13 protein-coding genes and 1 pseudogene are annotated in these 17,365 nt (G+C 71.0%); 4 read left to right on the top strand and 10 right to left on the bottom strand.

The annotated features are described in order from the left end of the window. The first annotated feature begins 47 nt into the window (after window positions 1-47). Entirely contained in the window at window positions 48-461 is a 414-nt protein-coding gene (locus tag ABZ719_RS21990) for a MarR family winged helix-turn-helix transcriptional regulator (RefSeq protein ID WP_366726932.1), read from the top strand. 96 nt (window positions 462-557) lie between these two features. On the opposite strand, the gene ABZ719_RS21985 is transcribed toward ABZ719_RS21990, so the two are convergent. From ABZ719_RS21985 to ABZ719_RS21960, 6 genes and pseudogenes are all read right to left on the bottom strand, one after another. After that, window positions 558-2,099, bottom strand: a complete 1,542-nt coding sequence (locus ABZ719_RS21985) for a HAMP domain-containing sensor histidine kinase (RefSeq protein ID WP_366726862.1) — start codon at window positions 2,097-2,099, stop codon at window positions 558-560. Continuing rightward, window positions 2,096-2,842, bottom strand: coding sequence for a response regulator transcription factor (locus ABZ719_RS21980; protein WP_366726931.1), 747 nt, complete (start codon window positions 2,840-2,842; stop codon window positions 2,096-2,098). The genes ABZ719_RS21985 and ABZ719_RS21980 overlap by 4 nt, the downstream gene beginning before the upstream one ends. 70 nt (window positions 2,843-2,912) lie before the next feature. Further along, entirely contained in the window at window positions 2,913-4,439 is a 1,527-nt protein-coding gene (locus ABZ719_RS21975; protein ID WP_366726861.1) for a streptophobe family protein, read from the bottom strand. 127 nt (window positions 4,440-4,566) lie between these two features. Further along, complete coding sequence (locus ABZ719_RS21970) at window positions 4,567-6,798, bottom strand: MMPL family transporter (RefSeq protein WP_366726860.1); 2,232 nt, start codon at window positions 6,796-6,798, stop codon at window positions 4,567-4,569. A 351-nt stretch (window positions 6,799-7,149) separates the two neighbouring features. Next, window positions 7,150-8,391: pseudogene (locus tag ABZ719_RS21965) on the bottom strand (alpha/beta hydrolase). A 334-nt stretch (window positions 8,392-8,725) separates the two neighbouring features. Continuing rightward, window positions 8,726-9,244 (bottom strand): hypothetical protein, encoded by a 519-nt coding sequence (locus tag ABZ719_RS21960; protein ID WP_366726859.1) that lies wholly within the window; start codon window positions 9,242-9,244, stop codon window positions 8,726-8,728. Between the two features lie 677 nt (window positions 9,245-9,921). Between ABZ719_RS21960 and ABZ719_RS21955 the strand changes: the two genes are divergently transcribed. Continuing rightward, a complete protein-coding gene (locus ABZ719_RS21955; RefSeq protein ID WP_366726858.1) occupies window positions 9,922-10,206 on the top strand; it encodes a hypothetical protein in 285 nt (94 codons plus the stop codon). 536 nt (window positions 10,207-10,742) lie between these two features. Here ABZ719_RS21955 and ABZ719_RS21950 read toward each other — a convergent pair. From ABZ719_RS21950 to ABZ719_RS21935, 4 genes are all read right to left on the bottom strand, one after another. Continuing rightward, window positions 10,743-11,135: a type II toxin-antitoxin system death-on-curing family toxin gene (locus ABZ719_RS21950; RefSeq protein WP_366726857.1), complete on the bottom strand. Its 393-nt coding sequence runs from the start codon at window positions 11,133-11,135 to the stop codon at window positions 10,743-10,745. After that, window positions 11,132-11,326 (bottom strand): ribbon-helix-helix protein, CopG family, encoded by a 195-nt coding sequence (locus tag ABZ719_RS21945; RefSeq protein WP_030566796.1) that lies wholly within the window; start codon window positions 11,324-11,326, stop codon window positions 11,132-11,134. The genes ABZ719_RS21950 and ABZ719_RS21945 overlap by 4 nt, the downstream gene beginning before the upstream one ends. A gap of 427 nt (window positions 11,327-11,753) precedes the next feature. After that, window positions 11,754-13,118 (bottom strand): TRAM domain-containing protein, encoded by a 1,365-nt coding sequence (locus ABZ719_RS21940; protein ID WP_366726856.1) that lies wholly within the window; start codon window positions 13,116-13,118, stop codon window positions 11,754-11,756. Between the two features lie 103 nt (window positions 13,119-13,221). Further along, on the bottom strand, window positions 13,222-15,279 hold the full coding sequence (locus ABZ719_RS21935) for an APC family permease (RefSeq protein ID WP_366726855.1): 2,058 nt from the start codon (window positions 15,277-15,279) through the stop codon (window positions 13,222-13,224). A 617-nt stretch (window positions 15,280-15,896) separates the two neighbouring features. Here ABZ719_RS21935 and ABZ719_RS21930 point away from each other — a divergent pair. Both ABZ719_RS21930 and ABZ719_RS21925 read left to right on the top strand, forming a co-directional pair. Then, complete coding sequence (locus ABZ719_RS21930) at window positions 15,897-16,568, top strand: TrkA family potassium uptake protein (RefSeq protein ID WP_037857436.1); 672 nt, start codon at window positions 15,897-15,899, stop codon at window positions 16,566-16,568. Further along, window positions 16,568-17,245, top strand: coding sequence for a TrkA family potassium uptake protein (locus ABZ719_RS21925; protein ID WP_037857437.1), 678 nt, complete (start codon window positions 16,568-16,570; stop codon window positions 17,243-17,245). The genes ABZ719_RS21930 and ABZ719_RS21925 overlap by 1 nt, the downstream gene beginning before the upstream one ends. Window positions 17,246-17,365 lie beyond the last annotated feature (120 nt).

Raw genomic sequence — 17,365 nt, 5'->3', positions numbered from 1 at the left:
TTGACATGTCAACAGAGGATCGCGGGGCTTCCGGGCCGAACGACGCCATGAGCGAGGCCGCCCTGGATCCCGTCGGCTTCTGGTCCGCTTTCAAGCGCGCCCACGAGATCGTCCGGGCCCGCGTGATCGCGGACGCCGCCGACGCCGCGGGTCTGTCCGAGCCGGATCTGACGATCCTCGTCAACCTGGACAAGGCGGGGGGTTCCCTGCGCCAGAGCGAACTCGCCGCGGCGCTCGGCTGGGACCGCACCCGCATCTCCCACCAGCTCACCCGCATGAGCAGGCGCGAACTCGTGAGCCGCGAACGCGCCGGCGGGGTCACGGTCACCCTCACCGACACCGGACGCCGGGCCGTCACCGCCGTGCACCCCGGCCTGGACGCCGCGGTGCGCCGCCACTTCACCGACAAACTCTCCGCGCAGGAGATCGAGACACTGAGTTCCGTCCTCCGCCGGCTGTAGCCGCCGAAGCGGAAGCCGACAAGCCGCAGGGGTACGGTCACCAGCCAGGCCCGTGTGCCCTGACGGACCATCAGGAAGGGCGTCAGCCGGGCGGCCTCACCCCCTGCCGCCCGCTTCGGGCTGTGACGCGTCGGGCAGTGGCAGCTCGATGCGGAAGGTGCAGCCCTGCCCGGGGGCGGTGAGGAGGGTGAGGCGGCCGTGGTGGGCGGTGACGAGGGCGTGGGCGATGGCCAGGCCGAGGCCCGAGCCTCCGGTGGTGCGGGCGCGGGAGTCGTCGGTGCGGTAGAAGCGGTCGAAGACGCGGTCGCGTTCGGCAGGGGTGAGGCCCGGGCCCTCGTCGGCGACTTCGAGGACGGCCCGGTCGTCCTCGATGCCGACGCCGATGCGGATCGGGGTGCCGGGCGGGGTGTGGGTGACGGCGTTGCCGATGAGATTGGTGACGACCTGACGCAGGCGGGCCTCGTCGGCGACGGCGGGGGCGGTGGCGGGTCTTCCGCCACCGAGGCCGGTCAGGGTGACGGGGCGGGAGGCGGCCAGGGCACGTACGTCGTGGAGGGCGTCGACGGCCAGCGTACGCAGGTCCATGGGGGCGAGGTCGAGGGCGAGGGCCGGTTCTCGCCCGGAGACCGCGCCTTCGTCGAGACGGGCCAGGAGGAACATCTCCTCCACCAGGCGGGTGAGGCGTTCGGACTCGGCGGCGATCCGGGTCATCGTCTGGTCGACGTCCTCACGGGTGGGGAGGGCGCCCATCCGGTAGAGGTCGGTGTAGCCCTTGATGCCGACGAGGGGGGTGCGGAGTTCGTGTCCGGCGTCGGCGAAGAACCGGTGGGTGCGGGCCTCGGCCTCGGCTCGGGCCCGGAAGGCCGTGTCGATCCGGTCGAGCATCTGGTTGAGGCAGGTGGTCAGGTGCCCCACCTCGGTGTGCGGGGCGGCCAGTTCGGGGACGCGGTGGGAGTGGTCGCCGGCGGTGATGGCGGTCGCCGTCTCCGCGATGCGGGTCAGGGGACGCAGCCCTGAGCGGACGGCGAACCAGCCGGCGGCGGTGAGAGCGGCCAGCAGGACGGCGCCCACGGTCAGGGAGAGGTTGCGGGTCTTGGTGACGGTGCGGTCGACCTCGTCGAGGGAGGTGGCCACGACGACGCCGCCTCCGCCCGCGGCCCTGCCGGGCGGGAACACCTGCGCCGGCTGGGTCAGGGCGATGACCCGCCACTCGTGGTCGCCGTTCTTCGCCGGGACGGTGAAGGGCCGGCCCCCGTGGGCGAGGACGGCCGCCCGGTCCAGGGGCGGGAGTCCGGGGCCGCCGCCCGGGGGCACGGTGCCCGCTTCGAACGTTCTGCGGGTGGCGCCGGCATCGTCCAGGTAGGTCACGGTGGTGTCGCCGATGACGCTGAGGGCCTGCACGCTGGTCGGGGTCACGGTGTCTGCGGGCGGGGCGAGGCGGGCGGCGATCTGCCCGGTGAGGACGAGCCGGTCGTCGACGCGGTCCTGGAGGTAGCCGTGCAGGGCCGCGGTGACGATCACGCCGGTACCGAGGAGACCGATCGCGACCAGGGTTGTGGTCAGGCACAGCAGCCGGGTGCGCAGGGACAGCCGGCGCAGCCGTCGGTGTCCGGGCAGCCGCGGGGCGGGCCGCTTCACGCCCGGGGCTCGCGGATCACGTAGCCGACGCCCCGGACGGTGTGGATCAGTCTGGGCTCGCCCTTGTCGACCTTGCGGCGCAGATAGCTGATGTACGTGTCGACGATGCTGGGGTCGCCGCCGAAGTCGTACTCCCAGACGGCGTCCAGGATCTGGTTCTTCGTCATGGTCCGGTCGGCGTTGGCGACGAGGAAGTGCAGGAGGCGGAACTCCGTCGGCGACAGGCGCACGGTCCGGCCGGCCCGGGCGACGTGGTGGCTGTCCGGTTCCAGCGTCAGGTCACCGACGGTGATCCGGGTGGGCTGCTCGCCCCGGGTGCGGCGCAGTACGGCGTGGATGCGGGCGATCAGTTCTTCGAGATCGAAGGGCTTGGTGACGTAGTCGTCCCCGCCGAGCCGCAGGCCGTTCAGCCGGTCCTGGCGTGCGTCGCGTGCGGTGACGAAGAGGACGGGCACGTCGCCGCCGCGGCCGGGCAGGGCCGAGCGGGGCCGGGCCCGTAGGCGGCGGATCACCTCGAAGCCGTCCAGGTCCGGAAGCATCACGTCGAGCAGGACGAGGTCCGGCGTGCGGGCGGCGGCCAGTTCGAGGGCCTCCTGACCGGTCGCGGCCGCGTCGACGTCGAAGCCAGCGTAGCTCAGAGCCGTGCGCAGTAGTTCCCGGACGGTCGGCTCGTCGTCGACGACGAGCAGGTGGTGCCGGCCGGGGCGGCCCACGGAGTGTGCGGGAGATGGGGATGCCGCCATGGTGGGGATCGCTGCCTTCATGGACTGGGGACTGGGCTGACAGGGGCCTTCTCAGGAGACCACATCCAGTTCACGACACCGTGTCCGACGGGACGCGGCGGGCGGGCCGGGCGGCGGCCGACCGGCCGTCCGTGGTGCCGCGCCGCCGCGGGGTGGGGCCCGCACCCCGGGCCCGTCGGCCGTGCAGGCGGCTGCCGGCGTACGAACCGAGGGCCGCCAGGACGAATCCGGTCAGCGCGGACAGCCTCAGGCCGCCTTCCAGGCCCGCGGTCATGCCGCCCATCTCGTTGCCCATGAGACTGATGCCGATCCGCAGCGACCCCTGCGCGAGAAGGGGGAGCAGCAGGGCTGAGGCACCCACCGCGATGCCTGTGCGCAGGGCGATCTCCGAGTGGCGGTCGAGCAGGGCTTCGGAGTCCTCGCGCGGGGTGCGGGCCGGGGTGCGGGCGGAGGCCACGTATCCGGCGATCACCAGGAGGAGCAGCACGAGGGTCATGGCGAGCAGCCACAGCGGCACGCCGGTGCCCGACCAGCCGCCGAGGTCGAGGGACTTGTCCGTGCCCGCCGCGTCCTTCTGCGCGGCGCCCGCGCCGCCGAGCATGCCGAGCATCCCGCCACCGCCTTCGGGCTGCAGCCGGTGGATGCCGGCCTGCCAGGAGGCGCCGAGGCCGGCGGTGAGCAGGACGGCGACCAGGTTGGGGCCGAGGAGCAGCAGCAGGCCCGCCGCCTTCGCCGCCTGGCCCCGGCCGGTCAGGGACGCGGCCCCGGCCAGGAGCGCGACGACCAGGGCCGAGCAGCACAGCACGGCTGCGATCCCGGTCACGGTGGAGGCGACGGCGTGCCACTTCAGGCGCAGGCGGCTGAGGGCGAGGGGGCGCGGAAGGGTCGTACGACGGGCGGCGAGGCAGCCGAGGGCGAGGACGGTGCCGACCCACAGCAGACCGAGGAGGACGGTCGCCGCGGTGTCGGTCTCGAACATGACCGGTGACAGGTTCTTGGTGAGACCTCCGCCCCCACCGCCCGCGAACCGGCTGAACGCTCCGGACGAGGCACCCTTGCCGAAGCGATCCGTCACGCTCTGTGGCAGCCGGGCCGTGCCCCGGGCCATGCCGGCCAGGATCGGGAGGACCACGGCCGAGGCCGCCAGCGCGCCGCCGCACCGGGCCCACAGCAGCGCCGGGGCGGGCCGCCGTCGTCGGCGCAGGGGCCGGAAGAAGCCGATCGCAAGGACGACCGTGCCGAGGAACGTCAGCATCAGTGGCGTCACCGCCGCCTCGCCGGTCAGGCCGAGGCTCAGACCTCCGCCTCCACCGCCCAGTCCCCCCAGCAGGCCGCCGAGGCCGCCGCCGGGACCGCCCCCGTCGCCGGAGCCGGCGGAGGGCGCCGACTCCACGGTGACGCCGCCGCCGACGGCCATGCTCACCATCATCGGCACGAGGCGGGAGAGGGGGGCGATGGCCCCGGCGCCGAGGACCGTGAGCGCCGCCCATGCGGCGGCTGTCATCGCGAGGACGGCGGTCGCGGCACAGAGGGCTCCTTCGAGGGCGTGGCGCCAGGGCGAGCCGGGAGGACGGAGGGACGCAGAGGCGGAGGACATGGGTGGGCTCCTGTGTGCGACATCACGATCACGGAGTACGGGAGAGGGCACGGGGCGGCGGGAGGGGGCCGCCGCCCCGTGGACTTGGGTGTCGGACCGGGGCGGCTCTCGGGCCCCGGTCCCGGGCTCAGTCGCCGGTGCCGGTTCCCGCGGGTTCGGCGACCTTGCCGGGACCTCGGCGCGGCGTCTCGGCGGTGTCGGCCGGGGCGTCACTCCGGTCCCGCTCGAGCCGCTCGCCCTCGACGTCCAGGTCGGGCACGAGCCGGTCCAGCCATCGGGGCAGCCGCCACGCCCGCCGGCCGAGCAGGGCCAGGACGGCAGGGACAAGCGCCATGCGCACGACGAAGGCGTCGAAGAGCACGGCGGCGGCGAGGCCGAAGCCGATGGTCTTGAGCATCTGCTCGTCGCTGCCCAGGAAGGACGCGAACACCGAGATCATGATCACGGCCGCCGCGGTGACCACGCGGGCGCTGTGCTGGAAGCCGCTGACCACGGAGTCCTTCGGCGACTGCCCGTGGACGTACGCCTCGCGCATCCGCGTCACGAGGAACACCTCGTAGTCCATGGCCAGGCCGAAGACGACGCCGACCATGAAGATCGGCATCATCGACATCACCGGTCCCGGCACCGCGACACCGAACACCGAGGACAACCAGCCCCACTGGAACACCGCGACCACCGCGCCGAGACCGGCGAGGACGGAGAGCAGGAAGCCCAGCGCTGCCTTGAGCGGGACGAGGAGGGAGCGGAAGACGGCGATGAGCAGCAGGAACGCCAGGCCGACCACGAGTGCCAGGTACGGGAGCAGTGCGTCGGACAGTTTCTGCGAGACGTCCACGTTCATCGCGGTCGATCCGGCGACCAGGACGTGGGCGTCGTTGTCGCCCGCGAGTGCCGGGTCGCGCAGCGCGTGCACGAGGCCGGCCGTCTCGGTGCTCGCCGGCGCGGTCGCCGGGACGACGTTGAGGACGGCGGTGTCGCCGTTCTCGCTCAGCCTCGGCTGTCCGACCGCGGCGACGCCCTTCCTGTCGCGGATGTCCTCGGCGACGCTCCGGGCGGCGGCCTCGGCGCTGCCGCCTCCTTCTGCCTGGACGACCACAGTGAGCGGGCCGTTGTAGCCGGGCCCGAAGCCGTCGGCGACCAGATCGTACGCGCGGCGCTGCGTGGTCGAGGCGGGCTTGCTCTCGTCGCCCGGAAGCCCCATCTCCAGTGACGCCGCCGGTCCTGCGATCACGCCGAGCAGAGCGATACCGCCCAGGAGGACGGCGACCGGTCGCCTCACGACGAACCGGGCCCAGCGCACGCCCATGGCCGGCTTCGGGCTGTCGTCCTCACCGCGGCGCCGCTTGGGGCGGGGTGGACCGATCTTGCGGCCGCAGATCCCGAGCAGCGCGGGGATCAGCGTGACGGCGATGAGCACCGCGACGACGACCGTGCCGGCCGCGGCGAGTCCCATCTGCGTGAGCAGCGGAATGCCCGCCACGGCCAGGCCCGCGAGGGCGATGACCACGGTCAGGCCCGCGAACACGACGGCCGATCCGGCGGTGCCGACCGCGTGCCCGGCCGCCTCCTCGCGGCTGCGGCCGCGGGCGAGTTCGGCCCGGTAGCGGGAGACGACGAACAGGGCGTAGTCGATGCCGACCGCGAGGCCGATCATGGTGGCGAGCCCGCTCGTGGTCGAGCCGAGCCCGAGCGGCTGCGCGAGCACCTTGATGGCCAGTCCGCCGATGCCGACGCCGAGGACGGCGGTGAGCAGCGGGAGTCCGGCGGCGAGCAGTGAGCCGAAGGTGATGACGAGCACCACGGCGGCCACCGCGAGGCCCAGGGCCTCGGAGGAATGGCCGCCGGCGACCGCGTTGACGGCGTTGCCGCCGACCTCGACCTGCAGTTCCGTCGAGCCCGCCTTCTCGACGGTGTCCTGCAGCGCCGTGCGCGAGCTCTCCTCCAGCTTCGAGGCGGGCACCTCGTAGGAGACCTGAGCGTAGGCGGTGGAGCCGTCGGCGCTCACCGACCGGGTGGCGTACGGGTCGGTGACCCGTACGACCTGCGGATCGCCGCCGAGATCCCGGACCGTCTGCTGGACGGCCTTCTTCGCCTCCGGGTCGGTGATCCTGCCGTCCTGTGCCCGGAACACGACCCGGGCCGTCGCGCCGTCGGCGTTCAGCTCGGGGAAGTTCTTGTCCAGGAGGTCGTACGCCTGCTGCGCCTCCGTGCCGGGCATCGAGAAGTCGTTGGGCGGCGGGGCGGGAGCCCGTCCGGCCAGCACCCCCGTCCCCACGAGCAGCACCACCCACAGCAACGCGACCAGCCAGCGCTTCCGGAAGGAGAACCGGCCCAGCCGGGAAAGGAATGTGGCCACAGCAGAAGCTCCACGTCGGTCGAGGCGTATCGGAACAGGTGCCGAACGCTGTCAGCCCGTCCTGATCGCCTCCGGAGAGATCCTGGGAACTTCCTGAGAGTTCCGGGCGTCATCGCGGCGGGCGATGCCCGGATCTGCGGCGAGGCCGCTGTCACCGCGGCCCGATTCACAGGAAGTTCACCGGATCGCTTCGGGGAGGGTCCCGACCCGCGGGAGCGCCTGGACGAGCGGGGCGACCGGCACGTCCGGGGAGACGAGCACCTCGGCTGGCGTCTCGACGTCGCCGTTCGCACAGCGGAACCCCGGTGCCCGGCAGGCCGGCCTCAAGACCCTTCCCGGGCATGGGAGCCCTTACGGACCGACCCGTCGAGCCCCCGATGAAGCGTTCACCACCGGCGACCCGCTCACACTCATGAGCCTCTGGAATGCAATTTCAGGATGCGTGACCGTGGGGCCATCGAGGAGCGGCTGCGGTATGTCCCGCAGGTGAAGGTCGAAGAAGGCTGACACGTAGTCGCGGGTTATGCGCCACCCGTGTTCTCCGGACAGCGCTGGAGCAGAGTCCGACAGGCCCAACTGCCCGGCCAGACAGGGCAGGTCCGTGAAGGAGAAGTGTTCAGCGCCGGCCACGGTCAGCCAGCGCTTCCAGCCGTTCAGGTGTTTCCACGCTTCAGGTCAGTCGGTTGTCAGGCTGTGGGGGCTGTGGGTGGACTCGACGCCGAGCATCATGAACGGGCGCCCGCCGAGCCCTGCCGCAGCGGGGTGCAGAAAGAAGTCACCGTCCAGGTCGAACCCCGCCCGCACACGACCGTCGGCGGCCATGGTTGCCGACGCGGTCGCACCCCCGATCGAATGCCCGCCGATTCCGATCCGGCTCGGGTCGATCACATGGGACAGCGCCCCGGCCTGTCGGCCGCTGGTCAACTCGCCGATCACGAAGGACATGTCCTTGGCCCGGCCGCGCACGACAGCCGCCTGCTCCTCCGCAGTGTCGACCCGTTCACAGGCCACACAGGTCAGCATCCGGCCCCCGGGGAAAGCAGTGCCGACGGATTCGTACGCGTGGTCCACCGAGGCGACGACGTAGCCGCGACTCGCGAGATCCTCAGCGAGCGAGGTCAGTGTGGTGCGCGGCATCGAGAAGCCCGGGGAGAGCAGCACCAGGGGGAAACGGCCTGGTGCCGGGCGAGTGCCCACGTACGCGTGAGTACGCGCCCCCGCCACCGTTTCGGAGGGCACGACACCGCCGAGTCCCCTCGCCTCCAGGAGGAGCTGCGCCTCCTCACCGGTCATGTAGGCCGCCGGTGATCCACTCGCCGAGCGTGCCGGGTAGGACACCGTCACCATCAGCTCCCGGTCACCGGCCGCCGGCACCCATGGATCGGTGCGGCTCCGGTCGACCAGGTGCAGGGTGCGGCGGCCCACGGGATACGGACCGGCGGGCGCCGGTAGTTCCAACCCGCTGCTGTACGGGACTTGGGGCGCGGCCCGCACGGCGTTGACGGAGACGGCCGGTGCGGTGCCCAGAAGCGGCGCAGCCAGGGCCAGGGCGAGCAGAGTGGCCGCAGTGGCCCTGCGATGTCTGGAGATCACGCAGTCGAAGCTAGGCCCTGATTCTCCACAACACGTCCGGCCCCGGGGTTACTTGGTCGTACCCCTGCCGACGGATCCCGTCAGTCCCCGGTATCACACAGATGAGGGCGCGGTCCGCACAGTCGATCTGCACGGAAGCGTCGGCATCAGCGACGAGCGAGCGCCAAGACCTTTCCCGGCCCGGCCCGTCGAGGTCGGGGCTGTCTGACCTGCGCGAAGCCGCAGGTCAGACAGGCGTCAGGTGTCATGTCTGCGGGCACCGCATACAGCAGACGGCTCCTCCTCCAGGAAGGAAGGGCCGTCTGACCACGATCGTTTCCGCATACGCCGACGGCTACACGGGCTCCAGCACAGGCCGCGCGGGGATCCCGCCGTTCTTTTCGCAGCGCAATTCCTTGGCCATGCCCAAGGAGAAGGAGTGGGCCACGGTCGCGTAGGCGTCCTTCAACGCCTTGATGTCGCCCTCGGGTTGCTTCGGCGTGCCCCAGCGCTCCACGCCGATGTCGATGTGGGCCACTCTCGACGCGTCGGACAACCTGTCGCTCCGGCACGCGAAATAGACGTATGCCCTGTCCGCCGCCGTCACGGCCAGCTCCCCCATCTTCAGCTCGGTGAACTTCGGGGCCGATGGGCCCGTCGGAGGGCCGTCTTCCAGACTCCAGGTGACTCTGAGCTGGAATTCCGGCGTGCCGACGGGCATGAAGACGCGGCAGACATCCTTGCTCACGGTGGGGACCGGGAACGCCTCGACAAGGTCCGCCGCGGCGTGCGCGACGGTGTACTGCTTCGCCGACGCCTCGAACCGCGACGACCCAGTGATCACCTTCAGCGCTCGAGAGGCGTCGGCGGACACTGCACCACCACCGCAGAGCTGTGTACCCGCAACGACCTTGTAGTCCTTCGGAGGTCCGTCCTCGTCCCCACCCCCTCCACAACCGGTGGCCCCGAGAAGCAACGAGCCGGCCATGGCCGCGGAGAGCAGTCCCCCGCGAACCGACCCACGACTGATTCCTGTCCGCATCCTCATGTCTCCTCGGCCGTCCACCAGCATCATCCCGGAGCAGCACACAGCACACACCGGACCCGCGGGAGGTTCGCATGAACCAGGCCCTCAACGAGCGGCAGGAGGCTGTGCTCGTCTGGGTGGGCCAGTGATGCCCCGACGGATTCTGGCCGGGTACCACGTACAAGGTCAGCGCACTGGCCCTGCAGAACCGCGGCCTGATCAAAGTCACCAAGCGCCGCGGGCATCCGAAGCCCAGCGGCGACGCCCTCAAGCCGTTCCTCGGCCGCTGGAGCCCTTACGGACCCCCCTTCCAGTGAGCCTCAACATGAGACATAACGGGCACACCCTCACCAAGAGCAGGCAGAGGAGAAGGGTCCTCGCGGGCGTACCCGACGCGGCGCAACCTGCGGGAAACGAAAGCCTGACGCGCCATCAGAACGTGCGTCCAACGTGCGTCAGAAGTCTCCGACCGGCAGAACTGGGGAAGTGACGCCTACACGGCGTCTCCCGCACCGAAGACCAGGTTGGACAACTTCGACGACGCGGAGCACGGGCTGGGCGGCATCCTGGCCTTCGACGCTGCCGAGGCCACCGACGAGAACCCCGGCCGCGCCGCCGCACGAGCCCTCGTCCGGGCGCGCGCCCGAGGTGTGCCCGCAGGAACCGGACTGGTACCGGGCCACCGCGGTCCGCGCATCAGCTCCCACTGCTCCCGGTCCCGCCTCGTGAAGCCGTCGGGCGTGACGTCGTGCCCTGGCGCCTTCAGTTCCAGGAAGCCGATGATGCGCCCCGATGTCTCCACCGCGTAGTCCGGACACACCCGGGCCTCGGGCAAGGGATACTCAGGATGAAGGCGAGGACTCAGCTTCCAGCGCGCCCCGAATCTTTCCACCGGCTTCGCCAGCGGCAGGCTGATGGACGCCTCTGTGTCGCTGACCCGCACACGCTCCCTGCACCCGGATCCAAAGTCCGCCACGAGAGCCCGTATCCATTCCTCCGGCACCTTGTCCCCTCTCCAAGCTGTGGACGTGGACGGTGGATACCGCAGACACAGCTTGTTGGAGGCGAGAGGACCGGCTCAGTGCACACGGGGGGGGCGCGAGGGGCACGGACAGCGTGTTCCGTGACCGCTGGGAAAGCAGGGGCGGGTGTTGGCTGGGAAGAGACCGCCGTAGCCAATTGGACCTTGCCTACCGCCTAAACGGGAAGGCGCGGACCCGCTGCCCCATCTCGCGAAAGCATACGAATCCACCCGCTGAACGAACGGGTCAGTCCCCCGGCGGACTGCCAGAAGCCAGCACGGCTCCCAGAACCTCATTCCGTCCCGTACCCACGACGCCGAACGTCAGGAAACGGGGAACCAGGCCGACAGGCGCTTGGCAATAGCCGGTACATCGATGTTGTCCTGCGCGACTTCCTCGACGAACGGGCCGGCCACGGAGACGGGTGGCGGGGCGGTACTGGCGCTGACGCCGTTGAACCGCAGGAAGACACGCATGGCAAGCCAGGCGGTGCGCTTGTTGCCGTCGATCAGCGCGTGATTGCGAGCGACGGAGTGCAGCAGTGCCGCCGCCTTCTCGTGCAGCGTGGGATACAGCTCGACCCCGAACACGTTCGTCCGGGGCCGTTCGATCGCTGACACCAAAAGTCCCATGTCACGCACGCTGTGCTCGGTATCGTTGACCGTGCGAGCGATGGCCAGGATCTCGTCGATATGGATGTAGCGCACTTGGGTCACTTCAGGTAGTCCAGGATCTCCGCATCGCTGTCCATCAGCTCGGCCAGGACGTCATCAACCTTCAGCTCGGCCCGGTGCTGGGCGTCACGGATGGCCTCGATGGCAAGTTCCTGCTTGCTGCGACCCTCCCGACGAGCCCGCTCGGTGAGCTTCGCGTCGAGGTCTTCGGGGAGTCGGAGTGTCATCGCCATACAGGAATGATACCGGGCTGGTATCTGGGTGGCGAGGTGATACCAGCCGCTCAAGACCTCGGACCACGACGCCGTCCTTCGTGGCCCGGTCAGGCCGCGGTCTCGGTTCCGAGGTGCGTGCGACGAGGTAGCAGCACGCGCTGCCACTGGCGAGGTGCAGTCGCCCCCCCCCGAGGCGGAGTCCTTGCCCCGCGCCGACGGCCCCGGTCTGCGTGCCAGGGCCGGAGAGGTCCGAGGTTGAGGCATCCGATGTTCGAGCGTCATCGGAGCGTCAAAAATTCTGCATCGCGCATCGCCACGTCGCCGCGAGACCCACGCCGGCCCTTGAACCTGCAGCTCAGAGCGTTCTGCACAAGCGAACCTCAGTCGACGCGTTCCGCGAGCGAAAACAGGCCAAGCGTGACGACCTGAAATGCAAAACGGCAGGTCAGCGACCCTTCTCAGCAGGCTCGAGGATCGCCACGCACTCCACATGATGCGTCATCGGAAACAGATCGAAGGCCCGAAGCGTCCGCACCCGGTAGCCGCCCTCCTGGAAGTAGCCGAGGTCCCGGGCGAGGGCGGCCGGGTCGCAGGCGACGTAGGCGATGCGGCGGGCGCCCAGGGAGGAGAGGTGGTCGACCGTCTTGCGGCCGGCGCCCGCGCGGGGCGGGTCGAGGACGATGAGGTCGACCTCGGTGATGCCGGTGCGCGGGAGGACCGCTTCGACCTTGCCCTGTTCGATGCGGACGCGGGGGAAGCCGGCGAGGTTGTGGCGGGCGTCCTCGACGGCGCGCTTGCCGGACTCGATGCCGAGGACGGCGCCCTGGTCGCCGAGGCGGTCGGCGAGGGCGCCGGCGAAGAGGCCGACGCCGCAGTACAGGTCGAGGGCCATCTCGCCCTTGCGCGGCAGCAGGCCCTGCATGACGGCGGTGACCAGGGTGTCGGCCGCCTTGGGGTGGACCTGCCAGAAGCCCGAGCCGCCGACCCGGTGGGTGCGGCCGTCGGCGCGTTCGCGGACGAAGGGGCGGCCGTGGACGCGGTGGACGCCGCCGGTCTTCTCGTCGACCCGCAGGACGGAGACCGGCTTGTCCAGTTCGACCAGCGGGAGGCGGCCGCCCGGGCGCGGGGTCAGGACGACCTGGCGGTCCTGGGAGCCGGTCGCCGCGATCGCCTCGACCGACTCCATGCCCGTCCAGTCGCGCCGCTCGATGCCCAGTTCGCTGACGCCCTGGGCCGCGATCATGCAGTGGTCGATGCGCTCGACCTCGTGCGAGCGGTGCCGGCGCAGCCCCGCGTGGCCCTCGGCGTCGACGGCGTACTGCACGCGTGTGCGCCACTGCGGCACCTCGCCCGCGGGCAGCTTGTCACCCTCGGCGGGCATCACCGTGCCGTCCCAGCCGGCCTCCTCGGGCGTGAGGCCCGCGAGCCGCTGCAGCTGCTCGGCGACGACCTCGCCCTTGAGGCGGCGCTGGGCGCCCGGCTTGGCGTGCTGCCAGTCGCAGCCGCCGCAGCGGCCGGGGCCGGCGTAGGGGCAGGGTGCCTCGATGCGGTCCTTGGACGCCTCCAGGATCCGTACCGCGTCCGCGCGCAGGAAGCGGGCGCCCTCCTCGCCCTCCGTCACCCGGGCGACGACCCGTTCGCCGGGCAGCGCGTGCCGTACGAAGAGGACCTGGCCCTCTGCGGTGCGGGCGATGCAGTGTCCGCCGTGGGCGACCGGGCCGATCTCGACCTCGTACTCCTCGCCCACCAGCGTCTTCGGCCGGTCCGCCGGTTCCGGTCCCACCTGGGCGTTCTTCGGTTCTGCCTGCATGGTGGGTGACTCCAGATCGGGGAAGCGGGAACGGCCGGACAACAGCCCACCAGTCTACGTGGGTGTCGTCCGGCCGTTCACCACCAGGCCGCGGAGCCGGGGCTCAGGCCTGGGGTGCCGAGGGTTCCTTCGGCTCCTTGCGCACCTGGGCCGGTCCGCGCCGCACCGCGCCGGGCGCGCTCCACTCCTGGCGTCTGCGGGCCCGCAGCTTGGCCGCCTCGGAGGAGGCGAGCTGGTAGGGCACCGAGGTGACCATGACGCCCGGCGTGAACAGCAGCCGGCCCTTCAGGCGCAGCGCGCTCTGGTTGTGCAGCAGGTGCTCGTACCAGTGGCCGACGACGTACTCGGGGATGATCACCGAGACCGCGTCGCGCGGGGACTCCTTGCGCAGGCTCTTGACGTACTCGATGACCGGGCGGGTCACCTCGCGGTACGGCGAGTCCAGCACCTTCAGCGGTACGTCGATGCCGCGCCGCTCCCACTCCTCGCGCAGCACCTTCGTCTCCGCCGGGTCGACGTTGACGGTGAGCGCCTCCAGGCTGTCCGAGCGCATCAGCTTGGCGTAGGCCAGGGCGCGCAGGGTGGGCCGGTGGATCTTGGAGATGAGGACCACGGAGTGGATGCGGGAGGGGCGGACGAGGTCGTCGGCCGGTTCCTCGGGCGCGGCGATCTCCTCGGCGACCCGGTCGTAGTGCTTGCGGATCGCCGTCATCGTCGCGAAGAAGATGCACATGCCGAGCAGGGCGACCCACGCGCCGTGCGTGAACTTGGTGAGCAGGACGACGACCAGCACCAGGCCGGTGAGGAACGCGCCGAAGGCGTTGATGGCGCGCGAGCGGATCATGTGGCGCCGCTTGGCCACGTCCCGTTCGGTGGCCAGATGGCGGTTCCAGTGCCGCACCATGCCGATCTGGCTGAGCGTGAAGGAGACGAACACGCCGACGATGTACAGCTGGATCAGCCGGGTGGAGTCGGCGCCGTAGACGACGACCAGCAGGGTCGCCGCGCCCGCGAGCAGGACGATGCCGTTGGAGAAGGCGAGGCGGTCGCCGCGGGTGTGCAGCTGGCGGGGCAGGTAGCGGTCCTGGGCGAGGATCGAGCCGAGGAGCGGGAAGCCGTTGTACGCCGTGTTGGCGGCGAGGAAGAGGACCAGGGCGGTGGCCGCGGCCAGGACCACGAACAGGAAGCTGCCCTTGCCGAAGACGGCCTCGGCGACCTGGGAGATCACCGGGTTCTGCACGTATCCGGAGCCGAGCGGGCTGCCGTTGTGCAGGAGGTCGGTGGCCGGGTTCTCGGCCATGTGGACCTTGGTCGTCATGGCGAGGCCGATGATGCCGCAGAACATCGTCACGGCGAGCAGGCCCATCGCCGCCAGGGTGGTGGCCGCGTTCTTCGACTTGGGCTTGCGGAAGGCCGGGACGCCGTTGGAGATCGCCTCGACGCCGGTGAGGGCGGCACAGCCGGAGGAGAAGGCGCGCAGCAGCAGGAAGACGAGCGCGAAGCCCGCGAGGCCCTGGTGCTCGGCCTTGATGTGGTAGTCGGCCGTGGGCGCCCGCATGGTGTCCCCGAGGGCCAGCCCGCGGAACGCCCCCCACAGGATCATGATGAAGACGCCGGCGACGAAGACGTACGTCGGGATCGCGAAGAGCGTGCCCGACTCCTTCACGCCGCGCAGGTTCATCAGGGTCAGGAGCACGATCACCACGACCGCGCAGAGCACCTTGTGCTCGACGACGAACGGGATCGCGGAGCCGAGGTTCTCGATCCCGGAGGAGATCGAGACGGCGACGGTCATGACGTAGTCGACGAGCAGTGCGCTGGCCACCGTCAGCCCCGCCTTGGCGCCGAGGTTGGTCGTGGCCACCTCGTAGTCGCCGCCGCCGCTCGGGTAGGCGTGCACGTTCTGCCGGTACGAGGCGACGACCGTGAACATCAGCACGACGACCGCGACCGCGATCCAGGGGCTGAAGTGGTAGGCCGACACGCCCGCGATGGACAGGACCAGCAGCACCTCGCCGGGTGCGTACGCCACGGAGGACAGCGGGTCGGAGGCGAAGACGGGGAGTGCGATGCGCTTCGGCAGAAGGGTCTCCCCCAGCCGGTCGCTGCGCAGTGCGCGCCCGATCAGAATGCGTTTGGGCACGTCGGTCAGTTTGGACACAACAGAGGATCGTAGGGCTTCGAACTGGGGCTCGCCCACCTGCCACCCGAGATCTGCCTCACGAGTGAAATCGGGAGCGGCCGGCGCCACGGATTCCGCAGGTGGGCGCGTGGCTGTGCCTAGATGTCTGGACTCGGCCGCTTCCCCGCCCGCTCGCCCGTCCGTTGCGCGCCCGTTCCCCGCCCGTCGCCGACCCCCGGAGGTCCCATGCCCCCGACCGCGGAGCTGATCGGCGCCGCTGTGACGCTGCTCGGCCTCGGATTCCTGACCGTGCGCAGCGTGCGCAGCATCACTCGGCGCGGGCCCTCGGAAGTGGAATAAAAGCTGCGGACAGCAGTGGTTTCGATCAGAGGACGGGGTCCGGTGCCTGCGATCGCAAGGCGCCGGAAGGTCCTCGCGGCAGAGCTGCCAGGACCTTCCGGCTACGCGGCGAGGGCGCGTGCCGGGCGCCGGCCGCCGGGGCCCCCTCTGTTCGCGGCTCTCGAGGCGTTCGGTCCGGCCGTCCGTCCGGTATGCGGCAGGGGGGTGCCCGCCTCCGGCCGCGCATGTGTAGCTTGTCCCTCTGTCTGAGACCCTGATGGGGCTGAGCAGTAGCTGTTGACACCGGAAGGACGGTCGTGCACATCGTCATCATGGGCTGCGGGAGAGTGGGTTCCGCTCTCGCCCAGACCCTGGAGCAACAGGGGCACACGGTCGCCGTGATCGACCAGGACCCCACCGCCTTCCGCCGGCTGGGGCCCGGGTTCGGCGGCCGCCGGGTCACCGGGATCGGCTTCGACCAGGACACGCTGCGCGAGGCGGGCATCGAGGAGGCCGGGGCCTTCGCGGCCGTCTCCAGCGGCGACAACTCGAACATCATCGCCGCGCGGGTGGCCCGTGAGATGTTCGGTGTGCAGAACGTCGCGGCCCGTATCTACGACCCGCGCCGCGCCGAGGTCTACCAGCGGCTGGGCATCCCGACGGTGGCCACGGTCCGCTGGACGGCCGACCAGATGCTGCGCCGGCTGCTGCCCTCCGGGGCGGAACCGCTGTGGCGCGACCCCACCGGCGGGGTCCAGCTCGCCGAGGTGCACGCGTCCCCGAAGTGGGTCGGCCACAAGATCAGCAGGCTCCAGGAGGAGACCGGCGTCCGGGTGGCGTTCCTGACCCGCCTCGGCGAGGCGATGCTTCCCACCTCGCAGACCGTGCTCCAGGAGGGCGACCTCGTGCACGTGATGATGCGGACGGACGACGTGGACAAGGTCGAGGCGGCGTTCGCCGAGGGCCCCGAAGAGGAGAGCGGTCACTGATGAGGGTCGCCATTGCCGGTGCCGGCGCGGTCGGTCGCTCGATCGCGGGCGAGCTGCTGGAGAACGGCCACGAGGTCCTTCTCGTCGACAAGGCGCCGACCGCCATCTCGGTCGAGCGCGTCCCGCAGGCCGAGTGGCTGCTCGCCGACGCCTGCGAGATCACGTCCTTGGACGAGGCGGCGCTGCAGCGCTGCAACGTGGTGATCGCCGCGACGGGTGACGACAAGGTGAACCTGGTCGTCTCGCTGCTGGCGAAGACGGAGTACGGCGTGCCGCGCGTCGTCGCCCGGGTGAACAACCCGAAGAACGAGTGGCTGTTCAACGAGGCGTGGGGCGTGGACGTCGCCGTGTCCACCCCGCGGCTGATGTCGGCGCTGGTCGAGGAGGCGGTGAGCGTCGGCGACCTGGTGCGCCTGCTGCGCTTCAGCCACGGCGACGCCAACCTGGTCGAGCTGACCCTGCCGGAGGAGTCGGCGCTGGCCGGCACGCAGGTCGGTGACGTGCAGTGGCCCGAGGACACGTCCCTGGTGACGATCATCCGCGGCGCCCGGGTGCTCACCCCCTCGCAGGAGGACTCGCTGGAGGCCGGTGACGAACTGCTGTTCGTGGCCGCGCAGGCCCGCGAGGAGCAGCTGGAGGACCTGCTGTCGGTGCGGCGGGAGGACGCGGAGGGCTGAGCCCGCCGCGGTCGGCCGCACGGCGTACGGCGACGAACTCGGCGAGGTCGAGGCGACGCCCACGCGCGAGGAGTTCGTACCGCTGATCGCGAGCCTGATCGAGGCATGGGACCTCATGCA

This window comes from Streptomyces sp. NPDC006743 (assembly GCF_040703815.1).
In the GTDB taxonomy this organism is placed as follows: domain Bacteria; phylum Actinomycetota; class Actinomycetes; order Streptomycetales; family Streptomycetaceae; genus Streptomyces.
Note: the sequence above shows the minus strand (reverse complement) of the source record. Positions and strands in the feature narration are given on the sequence as shown.

Bases quoted from the DNA above. Each gene is read 5' to 3' on its own strand.
- ABZ719_RS21925 (WP_037857437.1), top strand. From the start codon at position 16,568: ATGAGGGTCGCCATTGCCGGTGCCGGCGCGGTCGGTCGCTCGATCGCG.
- ABZ719_RS21980 (WP_366726931.1), bottom strand. From the start codon at position 2,842: ATGGCGGCATCCCCATCTCCCGCACACTCCGTGGGCCGCCCCGGCCGG.
- ABZ719_RS21945 (WP_030566796.1), bottom strand. From the start codon at position 11,326: ATGGCGATGACACTCCGACTCCCCGAAGACCTCGACGCGAAGCTCACC.
- ABZ719_RS21940 (WP_366726856.1), bottom strand. From the start codon at position 13,118: ATGCAGGCAGAACCGAAGAACGCCCAGGTGGGACCGGAACCGGCGGAC.
- ABZ719_RS21990 (WP_366726932.1), top strand. From the start codon at position 48: ATGAGCGAGGCCGCCCTGGATCCCGTCGGCTTCTGGTCCGCTTTCAAG.
- ABZ719_RS21975 (WP_366726861.1), bottom strand. From the start codon at position 4,439: ATGTCCTCCGCCTCTGCGTCCCTCCGTCCTCCCGGCTCGCCCTGGCGC.